The sequence below is a fragment of the Mesorhizobium sp. M7A.F.Ca.US.011.01.1.1 genome (assembly GCF_003998295.1).
Lineage (GTDB): Bacteria > Pseudomonadota > Alphaproteobacteria > Rhizobiales > Rhizobiaceae > Mesorhizobium.
The window spans coordinates 1-9,995 of record NZ_RZRT01000103.1 but is presented as its reverse complement, the minus strand read 5'-3'; the positions used below and the strand labels follow the sequence as shown (position 1 = coordinate 9,995).

7 protein-coding genes and 2 pseudogenes are annotated in these 9,995 nt (G+C 60.9%); 4 read left to right on the top strand and 5 right to left on the bottom strand.

Annotated features, from left to right (window positions below):
• Positions 1–474, bottom strand: a pseudogene (locus EOA13_RS35670) (shikimate dehydrogenase); the annotation flags it as partial.
• Positions 475–618: 144 nt separating this feature from the next.
• Here EOA13_RS35670 and EOA13_RS35665 point away from each other — a divergent pair.
• Together EOA13_RS35665 and EOA13_RS35660 are read left to right on the top strand one after the other, a co-directional pair.
• Entirely contained in the window at positions 619–1,311 is a 693-nt protein-coding gene (locus EOA13_RS35665) for a TetR/AcrR family transcriptional regulator (protein WP_127297851.1), read from the top strand.
• Positions 1,312–1,885: 574 nt separating this feature from the next.
• On the top strand, positions 1,886–3,295 hold the full coding sequence (locus EOA13_RS35660; RefSeq protein WP_164780558.1) for an integrase family protein: 1,410 nt from the start codon (positions 1,886–1,888) through the stop codon (positions 3,293–3,295).
• Between the two features lie 206 nt (positions 3,296–3,501).
• Here EOA13_RS35660 and EOA13_RS39205 read toward each other — a convergent pair.
• Positions 3,502–3,713: pseudogene (locus EOA13_RS39205) on the bottom strand (LysR family transcriptional regulator); the annotation flags it as partial.
• Between the two features lie 121 nt (positions 3,714–3,834).
• Here EOA13_RS39205 and EOA13_RS35650 point away from each other — a divergent pair.
• Positions 3,835–4,734, top strand: a complete 900-nt coding sequence (locus EOA13_RS35650) for an AraC family transcriptional regulator (protein ID WP_127297849.1) — start codon at positions 3,835–3,837, stop codon at positions 4,732–4,734.
• An 8-nt stretch (positions 4,735–4,742) separates the two neighbouring features.
• Here EOA13_RS35650 and EOA13_RS35645 read toward each other — a convergent pair whose 3' ends face one another.
• The 3 genes from EOA13_RS35645 to EOA13_RS35635 all read right to left on the bottom strand — a co-directional run bounded on the left by EOA13_RS35645 (position 4,743) and on the right by EOA13_RS35635 (position 9,712).
• Positions 4,743–5,357 (bottom strand): TetR/AcrR family transcriptional regulator, encoded by a 615-nt coding sequence (locus EOA13_RS35645; protein ID WP_127297848.1) that lies wholly within the window; start codon positions 5,355–5,357, stop codon positions 4,743–4,745.
• Between the two features lie 135 nt (positions 5,358–5,492).
• Complete coding sequence (locus EOA13_RS35640; RefSeq protein ID WP_127297847.1) at positions 5,493–8,603, bottom strand: efflux RND transporter permease subunit; 3,111 nt, start codon at positions 8,601–8,603, stop codon at positions 5,493–5,495.
• Positions 8,600–9,712, bottom strand: a complete 1,113-nt coding sequence (locus tag EOA13_RS35635) for an efflux RND transporter periplasmic adaptor subunit (protein ID WP_206535354.1) — start codon at positions 9,710–9,712, stop codon at positions 8,600–8,602. The genes EOA13_RS35640 and EOA13_RS35635 overlap by 4 nt, the downstream gene beginning before the upstream one ends.
• Positions 9,713–9,796: 84 nt before the next feature.
• On the opposite strand from EOA13_RS35635, the gene EOA13_RS35630 reads away from it, so the two are divergent.
• On the top strand, positions 9,797–9,995 hold a 199-nt coding region (locus EOA13_RS35630), incomplete at its 3' end, for a TetR family transcriptional regulator (protein ID WP_164780556.1).

Genomic DNA, 9,995 nt, shown 5'->3' with positions numbered 1-9,995 from the left:
GGCTTGGGCCACCGCGGCGCCGGCGCCGCCGGCTCCCAGCAGCAGCACCTCCCGACGCTTCTCTCCGGCCAGCCCGTGGCGAAAACTCTCCTTGAACCCCCACTTGTCGGTATTGTGGCCGATGCGCCGGCCGCCCCGGAATACCACGGTGTTGACCGAGCCAAGGATCTCGGCCGCCTCGGAAAGCTCGTCGAGCAGCGGGATGATTTCCTGTTTGTAAGGGAACGTGACGTTGAAGCCGGTGAAGCCGAAATGCCCGGCAAAGGTGATGAGATCGCCCAAGGGAGGGGCAGTCTCGCCCATCGTTTCGGTATCGAGCAGCGTATAAACGCAGGAGAGCCCCTGGGCGCGGCCTTCCGCCTCGTGCATCGCCGGCGTCCGGGAAAGCTGAATTCCACGCCCGAGCAAGCCGACCAATATGCGGCGCGACCTGGGAGACGTCTCCCATTTTTCCGCGGTGGTGGCGGCAAACAAGGCCAAGCGATCCTCCCAAATCGAACTAAGAGCAACTTTGTACCAGTCAGTTAATTTCGTCAACAATTTTGTACTATTCGGTTAATTTGCTAGACTCATGTGCCGATGCCACGATTGCGAGGAACGGACCATGAGTGATGAGATATGCTGAACGAGAAGGCGGCGGCTGGACGCAGTGGGTGGAAGCAGGATCCCGCCGGCGTTCAAAAGAACATACTCGCGGTGGCGATGACCGAGTTTGCCGCAAACGGTCTGTCCGGCGCGCGCATCGACGAGATCGCGGCAAAGACACATACGTCAAAGCGGATGATCTACTACTATTTCGGCGACAAGGAACGGCTCTACGGCCGGGTACTCGAGGAAGCCTACCGGCAGGTGCGAACGGGCGAGCAGGAGCTGGAACTGGACCACCTGCCACCGGTCGAGGCACTGAAGCGGCTCGCCGAGTTCACCTTCGACCATCACAGCCGCCATCCCGATTTCATCAGGATCGTGATGATCGAAAACATCCATCATGGCGTGTATCTCGAACAGTCTGAGTTGATCAGGCTGTTGAATGCGGGGGCTATTCAAAAGCTTGAGGCGATTTGCCGGCGCGGGCGCGCGGATGGCCTTTTCCGTGACGACGTGTCCCCACTCGAACTGCACTGGCACATCAGCGCGTCAAGCTTCTTCAACGTCTCCAACCAGGCCACCTTCTCGCGCATTTTTGGCAGTACGCTCTACACCGTGGACGGGCAGCGCTCGCTCCGAGATCATTTGGTGGAAATGGTCGTCGGCCTTGCGCTGAACCCCGAGCGCCCGAAAGGGCGCGCTCGTGTCGCGGTGCGCCCCTGACCGTCGTGTCTTCCTGACATTCAGCTTAGGAGCCGAAAGGCTGCTCCGGGCCAGCTTCAGGCCTTGGTCCCATCGGGCTGCACGTCCCCTATCGTTCTTCGGACGCCAAGAGCCGCCGGTCCGCTGTCGGCCCAAACCGGATTGTGGCGAAGCGCTGCCTTCATGGGCAGCAGTCAACCAACTCGCACCTGTTCCAACATCCAGTTTGGTAGGTATCCGGGTCCAATGTTGCTGTTTTGGTACGAGTTGGCGTCGTTTTGACGCCCCAGCCGGAACCTCAGCCTAGTTCTGCCGCTTGTGCGTAAACTGACCGACGTCAAAACGAGGCATCCGGCACCCATCTAAGACATTGTTATATATGGTAAAAATGGCGCACCCGACAGGATTCGAACCTGTGACCTCTGCCTTCGGAGGGCGCTCTATCGCTTTCGCTATGGTACGCCACAGTATCAAAAATCCCTAACAAACCAATACGATAGCACGCGTGATGTCGTCGGGCGTATCCATTTTTTGCCTTGAGCTTGCTCCCATTTGGTTGCACTATGGTTGCAACATGGAGAACCCCAGAGGCAAGATGCCCAAGCTTAGCAAACGCGCAATCGAGAGTCTTCGGTCAGATGGCACCAAGACAGGAACCCTCTACTGGGATACCGAGCTCAGAGGGTTCGGCGTCAGAGTGTTCCCATCCGGCCGAAAGACATTTGTGGTCAAGTTCCGTACCCACAGTGGACGCCAGCGATGGCTGAAGATTGGCGCCTATGGTCCACTGACCGCGGAGCGCGCACGCGACCTTGCGAAGATCGAGCTGGCCAAGGTCGTGGAAGGCAAGGATCCGGCGACGCTTCGGCACGAGTTGCGAAATGCGATGTCCGTCTCTCAGCTGTGCGAGCTCTACATGGAGGCCGCCTCGGCCGGCCTGGTTCTTGGCCGCAAGGGATTACCCAAGAAAGAAAGCACGCTATCAACGGATCGATCCCGCATTGAGGCGCATATCAAGCCTCTGCTAGGACAGCTCAAGGCCAGAGCGGTTACGCGAATGGACATGGAGCTGTTCAAGACAGGCGTCGTAACCGGAAAGACCGTCAGAGACGAAAAGCTCGGGCCACGGCGTCGGTCGATCGTGAAAGGCGGCAAGGGTGCGCTGACGCGCACACTAGGGCTCCTTGGTGCGATTTTTGCCTGGGGCATCGATAGTGGGCATGTCGAGCAGAATCCGGTGCGCGGTGTGCGTCGTTTTGCGGATGCGCAGAAGAAGGCACTCCTAACCGGCGATCAGTATCGCGCGCTGGCAGAAGCCCTTCATACACTTGAGCAGAAACGCGATCGCCACGGCGCACCTAGGCACAGCCAGATTGGAATCGCCGCCATTCGCTTCATTGCGCTGAGCGGTGTCCGGCGTGGCGAATGTCAACAGTTGCGCTGGGACGAGGTCGATGCTCTGGGAACTTGCCTCGCCCTTGGCGAGACCAAGACCGGACCATCCTTGCGAGCGCTCAGCCAGGCTGCATTTGCGATAATCGATAGGTTGGAGCCTGTTTCGGACTACGTGTTTGCCGCCGGGCCTGAGCAAGCGGGCTACCAGGGGCTACCTGGCCTCTGGGAGATGGTTCAGAAAACGGCACGCCTTTCGGCTGAGGCCGCCGCGGCCAGGTGCCGTGACGAAAAGCCTCCCGAGGTCGGCCCGCTCGACGGCGTGACTTTGCATAGTTTGCGCCATAGCTTCGCGGGCGTCGCGGAACAGCTCGGGGCGACGATTCCGACGATTGCCGCGATGCTGGGGCATCGGCTGAGCGGGGTGACCGGCGGCTATATCCTGAAACGCGTGGATAGCTTGCTGATCGCTGCGGCGAACGGAGTGGGCGACCACATCGCTGCGCTGATGCGTGGCGAGGCACCCTCCGCACGGGTGATACAGTTTCGTCCCAGAGGCAGGAGCTCAAACGCGGAAGCGAGAGTGCCAATCATTGAATGCCGCCAGATTTGACGCTGTATCGCGTCATAATATGAGCCGACTAGAGGATGCAGCTGATCGCCTGATTCAATATTACGAAAACGGGTTCGCGCCGCGCAAGATCGCGGACGCTCGTGGCGCCTTTGGCCTTTCGAAGCGCATTGATCTTGCGATACGCGGATATCGCAGCTCGGCTTCCGACCGGAATACGGTAAGCGTCGCCGGCGACCTGCCGCGCGTCAGTCGCGCGATATGGACAGTCCCGCGAGAAGCGGCCCGTACGCGGCGAGCCCCGGGATACGAACTCGGCGAAGAGCCGCACGCGCTTCGTCTTGCGTGTCTCGCCCTGCGTGAGAAGCCAAACCGTTCCGTACATGTGCAGGTCGGTACCCGGCACCCTCACCAGTAGGGGGTCGGCATCTCCGACGAAGCACGGCAGTGTCGTCATCCCATGGGCATAATGATGTCCTTTCTACTTTTCGATGGAACGGGATATGGAAGCTACGGGTCGAGGAGCAGGTTTTTCGGAGCTTCTCGATTGCCTGGCGGACTGACGATGGTATGGTCTGACGATGACCAACCATCTCATGCCGCATCTCGACATCGCGCTGCGCCACGCATTTTCCGGCTTGAACATCACGCCGATCCCGCGGCTGGAGATCAGCGTGGGACAGGCGACCACAGGTAAGGCACCGTGCCTGTACCGCTCGATGATCTGCTTCATTCTGCAGGGTTCGAAGCATGTGGCGATCAACGACGATCTTTTAAGCTACGATCCCGCGCACTACCTCATCAGCGCCCTCGATCTGCCGCTGATCGGCCAGATACTGGATGCCGATGACGGCCAACCCTATGTCGCGGTGTCGTTGGTCTTGGACCCTGCCATTCTGGCCGATGTTGCGTCGACCATGCCGCAGGTGCGCGACATTGATCCCCAAGGGATCGGCATAGCGATCAATCCGATGACGGCGCCGCTGCGCGACACCTTGCTGCGCCTGCTGTCGTTGCTCGACACCCCGGCCGATATTCCCGTTCTTGCCCCCAGGGCGGAACGTGAATTGCTCTATCGTCTCCTGCAAGGTCCGCAGGGTCGCCTGTTGCGTCAGATCGCGCGGCCCGAGGGTGCGCTGGGCCGTATCCGGCGAGCGGTGGGATGGATAAGGGACAATCAGAATACCCGTTTGCGCATAGAGGCGCTATGCGATGCAAGCGGCATGAGCCGCGCCAGCCTGCATCGCCATTTTCTGGCAATGACCGGTCTCAGCCCGCTCCAGTATCAGAAACAGCTTCGGTTGCAGGAAGCGCGGCAGTTGTTGCTCGCTGGCGACCATAGCGCATCCGATGTGGCCTTCGCGGTCGGCTACGAGAGCGCCTCGCAATTCAGCCGCGAATATCTCCGGCAGTTTGGCGCACCGCCAGCGCGCGACGTTCGTCAGATCAGGCAGGCGATCGGGGAGCCGGCGTTGGCCTAGCCGGCATGTTAGGCCGACTTGCCAAGAGCTTTCAGGCAAAATCCAATCTGCGCGCGCAAGCCCACTTCGGCATCCTCGCCGTGTTCGAGGCAGCGCTCGATCAGAATCGGATGGAGGAACGGCGTGAACGCGGTGTGGACGGCACGCGCCGCCGCAGCGGAATCTTCGACGTTGAATTCGCCCGATTCGATGCCCTCGCGGATGACGATCCCTAAAGTCGTTACCATGTCCTCGATATACGCCTTAATGATCGCCCAGTTCTCCTGCACGGCGGCGACAATCAGGTCGTGTATGCGCTTTTCCTTGACCAGCGTCATCTTCTTGTGGTGGTGAACGGCGGTCAGTAGCTGGCCGAGTTTCTCCCCGGCTGGCGCGTTTGTGCGTGCGATTGCGAGGGCGATGTCAGCTACCTCGTTCAAAGCTTGGCCGCAGATGGATTCTTTGATTGCGTCCCTAGTGGGGAAGAAACGGTAGACGTTTGCCGTGCTCATGCCGAGTTCGGAGGCGATATCGGCCACCGACGTCTTACGGTAACCGATGCGGCGAAAGCGCTCCTCCGCCACCTCCAGAATGCGCCGGCGCACCTCGTCGGGATCAATTCGCGTTCGAACCGGGCGATTCATTGATGTCTCCAGAGCTGGTGAACCCACCCTCTGAGGCTCCCGTGGACGATCGTCGGTAAGATCGTGCAGCTGGCGTGCAAATTCATGCAAAACCAGCGGGAGAGAACCTGAACCGTCTTTCGCGACAACAGTGCCCTATTCGGCAGCCATCGCTGTTTGCAATTCCGGTTCCTCCGTCGAAACCTCCTGGATCTCATCCGCGGTCGGCTTGATCCGGAACCACGCGATGTAGAGCGCGGGAAGGAAGAGCAGGATCAACACCGTGCCGGCCGCTGTTCCGCCGATCAGTGTATAGGCCATTGAACCCCAGAAGACGGAGTGCGTGAGGGGGATGAAGGCGAGCACGGCTGCAAGTGCGGTCAAGATGACGGGCCGTGTGCGCTGCACCGTGGCCTCGATGACCGCGTGATAATCGTCAATGCCGGCAGCACGGTTCTCCTTGATCTGTTCGGTCAGGATCAGCGTGTTGCGCATCAGGATGCCGGCCAGTCCTATCATGCCCAGAATGGCGTTGAATCCGAAGGGTTGGTGGAAGGTGAGCAGCATCGGCACGACGCCGACAAGGCCAAGCGGTGCTGTCAGCATGACCATGAACATCGTTGAAAAGGATCGCACCTGCAGCATGATGACGATCAACATGGCGGCGATCATCGCCGGGAAGACCTTGCCCAGCGCGGTGTTGGCCTTTTCAGCCTCTTCGATCGATCCGCCCATTTCGATTCGATAGCCGACCGGAAGGGACGCAATCAGCGGCTGAAGGGCCTTCATGATCTGCTTGGAGACCTCCGGAGGCTGGGTCGCCTCATTGATGTCCGCGCGGATCGTGACAACGGGCGTGCGGTCACGGCGCTTCAGGATTGGCTCCTCCTGACGGATTTCCGAATGCCCTATCTGGTCAAGCGGAATCGAGCGGCCGTCCCGGCTTATCAGCGAGAAATCCGCCAGACGTGCCGGATCCAGCCGCTCGCCGCCGGCGCTGCGTGCCACGATGGGGACATTGCGGATGTCCTCGCGAACCTGCGTAACGGGGATGCCGGTGAGGAGGAATTGCAGTTGCTGCGCCACCTCCGCCGGCGAGAGACCGATGAGGTTTAGTCGATCCTGATCCGGAACGAAGCGAAGCACGGGCGTACGATTGCCCCAGTCGCGGTTGGCCTGCCGCACGTCCGGGACGCCCCGCATGATGTCGAGGGCCTTTTCGGAAATGCTGTAGAGTTGCGTGGCATCGGGGCCCATGACCCGGAATTCGACCGGGAACGGCGTGTAGGGACCGAACACGAGCTGCGTAACGCGGACATACGCCTCGGGCGCAAGCCCCTGCGATACCGCCTCTCGGAGCCGTTGCTTCAACGCCTCACGCGCCTCGGCGTCGGGGGTCAGCACGACGATCTTGGCGAAAGCGGGATCAGGAAGCTCCGGAGCCATCGCGAAGAAGAAGCGCGGAGCGCCCTGGCCGACGTAGCTCGTGACGATCTTGGCCTCGGGCTGGCTGTCCAGCCAATGTTCGAGCTTCTCGACCGCGGCGGTCGTCGTCTCGATGCTACCGCCTTCCGGAAGGCGAACCTCCACCAACACTTCGGGGCGGTCGGATGTCGGGAAGAACTGCTGTTTGACGCCGGCCATACCGACGACGGAAAGCGCGAAGGCGATGCCAACGATACCGCAGGTTACGAACTTATGGCGCACGGCAAACGTGATAACCCGCCGCAAACGTCGATAGTTGCGCGTGTCGTAAATAGCGTGGTGACCGCCTTCGACCGGTTTGATCGCAGGCAGCATCTTGACACCGAGGTAGGGTGTAAAGACCACCGCGACGATCCAGGAGACGATGAGGGCGAATCCCACGACCCAGAAGATGTTGCCGGCGTATTCGCCCGCCGTCGAGCGCGCAAAACCCACCGGCACGAAGCCGGCGATCGTCACCAGAGTTCCAGACAGCATCGGCGCCGCAGTGTGGCTCCATGCATAGGCCGCCGCCTTGATGCGGTCCATGCCCTCTTCCATCTTCACCACCATCACCTCGATGGCGATAATGGCGTCGTCCACGAGAAGACCAAGCGCCAGGATGAGGGCGCCGAGCGTGATGCGATCGAAGAACCGGCCGGTTTCCAGCATGATGAGGAACACGACGGCGAGCGTCAGAGGGACGGCAGCCGCCACGACGATCCCGACGCGCCAGCCCATGCTGAGCAGGCTGATCAGCAGCACGACGCCGAGCGCCATCGCGAACTTCAACATGAATTCATCGACCGCCGAAGTGATGTTGACAGCCTGATCGGACACTTTGTCCAACGTCATCCCAAGCGGCAGTGTCTGTGCGATCGTGGCAGTCTTGTCCTCCAGGGCCTTGCCGAGCGCGCGACCATCCCAGCCTTCCTGCATAACGGCTGCAAGCATGATGGTGGGCTCGCCCTGACGCCGGATGAGGTATGTGGGAGGGTCTTCATAGCCGCGGTTGACCTCGGCAATGTCGGAGAGCTTCAGCGTTCGCCCCCCAGCGGCAATCGGCGTGTCGGCGATCGCCTGAACGCTGTCATAGGCGCCGTCGACCCGAATGAAGAGCCGTGGCCCCAGGGTATCGATCGAGCCCGCGGGCGTGACAGTGTTCTGCCGCTGCAAGGCAGCGACGATGTCTTGTGCCGACACGCCGAGGGTTGCCAATTTGGCGTAGGAAAACTCGACGAATATCTGTTCGGGACGTTCACCAAGGATGTTGATCTTCTTGACGCCGGGCACGTGCAGGAGATCCTGACGGATCACCTCGGCCTGCCTCGCCAGTTCTCGCATCGGCATGCCTTTGGCCTTCAGCGCATAAAGCGCGAAGCTCACATCCGAATATTCATCGTTGACGAAGGGGCCGAAGACGCCGGGCGGCAGGTTGCGGGCTTCATCCCCGAGCTTCTTGCGAGCCTGGTAGAACTCCTCCTGCACGACGGATGGCGGTGTGCTGTCCTTGAGTGTAACCGTCATATACGCATAACCTGGCCGTGTGGTCGTCTCCACCCGGTCGTACCAGGTCAGCTCTTGAAGCCGCTTCTCCAACGGTTCGGCGACGAGGTCCTGCATCTCTCGCGCCGTCGCGCCCGGCCACGCCGTCGTGACCGTCATGGTCTTGATGGTGAAGTTCGGGTCCTCGGCCCGGCCGAGCATGAGGAAGGCGTAGGCGCCGGCAGCCACCAGCAAGAGGATGAAGAACAGGGTGACGGCGCGTTCGCGAACGGCGAGCGCGGAAAGATTGAAGCTCATCGGTCGCTCCCGCTTTCGGACTCGGTCCGGACGAGAGCGCCTTCCTGCAAGAGGTGAGCGCCGAGCGAGACAATGGGAACGTTGGAGTTCAATCCGGAGATCACAGCGGTTTCGCTGGTTACACGAACAAGCTGGACGGGCTGAAAGTGTACGGTTGAGGTGGCGCTGTCCAACACCCAAACGCCGGTCTTGCGGCCGTCATCAAGCACGGCCCCCAGTGGCACCTGGACCTCTGGCTGTTTCACCTGGCTTGCGAGCCGAATGGTTACCGTCGCGCCAAGCGGTGCCGCCGCGGCCTCGCCGTCGAGCACATAGCGGGCCTCGTACGTGCGGGTCTGGGCATCGGCGGAGTCCGACAACTGCCGCAGATGCGCTGAATAACGACGCTCATCGCCGCCATACACGCTGGCCTCGGCCGCCGAGCCGATCGCCGGGCGGATCGTTTCGGGAAGCGCGACAACTGCTTCGCGCGGGCCGGCCTTGGCGGTCCGGATCACTGGCTGGCCGGCTGCGACGACCTGCCCGGGCTCGCCAAGCGTTTCAACCACCGTTCCATCCGCGTCCGCCAACAGGACCGCATAGGCCGCCTCGTTCTCGGCGACCCGTGCGTCGGCTTCGGCGGCGGCAAGTTGCGCTTGGGCTGTATCCATCGCAGCCTTCGCCTGCTCGTAGCGCTGCGGTGTGACCCATCCACTGCCAAGCAAGCTGGCGTATCGCCGTTCATCCGGCTGTGTCTGAGCGACTGTCGCGCGCGCTGCCGTAACGGCATTGCGTTTCGCCGAAAGCGCAAGGCGCAGATCAGTATCGTCAATCCGCATCAGCGGCTGACCGGCTTTAACCTCCTGTCCGACGTCCACCAACCGTTCGACGATCTTGCCGGGAACCCGGAAGCCGAGATTGCTCTGCACCCTCGCCGCGATGATGCCGGTGAAGCCACGTTCTGAATCGGTGAACGGCGCTGCCGACACAAGTCTGACGAATGGTGCTTCCTGCCTTGGGTCGGTCACCAAAGGCGCTTCCTGCGCGGGAGTAGCAAGGGTTGCGAATGCCGCTGCCCATGACATCGCCGTCAGGGTCGATCCCAATACGATAACGGTTCTCTTTTTCACGCCCATCGCCTCTTCTCGAAATAGATTGCTTTCGACCTCTATATCAATTATAGATTACGAACGCAATCAAAAAGGAGAACGATCATGCGAGTGAGCCGAATTCAAGCAGCGGAAAACCGCGAGACCGTCATCAATGTGGCAAGCCGGCTTTTTCGCGAGCGCGGCTTTGACGGCATCGGCCTCAAGGATCTGATGAAGGGTGCCGGCCTGACGCAGGGCGCCTTTTACAAGCAATTCGCGTCAAAGGAGGACTTGGCAGCGCAGGCGTCCAGGCGGGCGATGG